Raw genomic sequence first — 1,123 nt, forward strand, 5'->3', positions numbered from 1 at the left:
GATGCTTCAGGTATGGAGTTTATCCACTTAGATGTTTGGACTCCAAACGTTACAGCTTTCCGTTTAAAATTAGTTGATTTTAAAGGAGATGGTTTTGGAGGAGCAGGCGATACCGAAGCAGAATTATCATTTACTCCAACTCAAGGAGAATGGGTTTCTTTAGATATTCCTTTATCAGATTTTGCAGCAGCAGGAATGGATTCATTCTCAGATATCAATCAATACATTATATCAAGTGATCCAAGTGGAGAAGGCATTGTATTTATCGATAATGTTTATTTCTGGAAAAGTCCAACAGATACAACAAGTCAAGCAGTAGAAGGCTTTGAGGGCACAGCACCAGTATTTACAAGTTTTGGAGGAGCAGGAGTAGAGGTTGTATCCAATCCAGATATGAGTGGAGTAAATACTACAGCTAATGTTGCTAGATTAACAAAAGGTAGCGGATCAGAAGTTTGGGCAGGAGGATTCTTTGAAATTTCTACACCATTAGATTTAGCTACTTTTTCAAAAATTAGTGTAAAAACATGGTCGCCTAAACAAGGAGCAGTAGTGAAGTTAAAATTAGAGAATCAAGATGCCAGTATAACTCATGAAGTTGATTTAAACACTACAGTTTCTAATGCATGGGAAGAATTGATTTATGATTTTAGTGGAGCTCCAACAGCAGATTATGTTCGTATAGTGATTTTCTTTGATTTTGGTAATCCAGGAGATGGTAGTGAATATTATTATGATGATATTACTTTAGTAAACGATTCAGGAGTTTCTCCTTTAGTATTCCAAGATTTTGAAGGCACAGCCCCAACTTTTACTTCCTTCGGAAATATTGCTGGAGTTGAAGTGATTACCAATCCAGATATGAGTGGTGTAAATACTACATCTAATGTAGCAAAGTTAACTAAGACCAGTGGTTCAGAAGTTTGGGCAGGTGCCTTTTTTGAAACAGGAGCAGCATTAGATTTTACAACGTATTCAAAGATTAGTGTAAAAACCTGGTCACCAAAACAAGGAGTGGTAGTGAAGTTGAAGTTAGAGAATCAAGATGCCAGTATTACTCATGAAGTTGATTTAAACACTACAGTTTCCAATTCATGGGAAGAATTGATTTATGATTTTAGTG

The 1,123-nt window shown here is 36.2% G+C and carries 1 pseudogene; it reads left to right on the forward strand.

Going from position 1 to position 1,123, the window contains the following annotated elements:
- Positions 1-1,123 (forward strand): annotated as a pseudogene (locus tag Q1A46_RS20705) (hypothetical protein); the annotation flags it as partial.

This window comes from uncultured Tenacibaculum sp., from assembly GCF_947502995.1.
GTDB lineage: Bacteria > Bacteroidota > Bacteroidia > Flavobacteriales > Flavobacteriaceae > Polaribacter.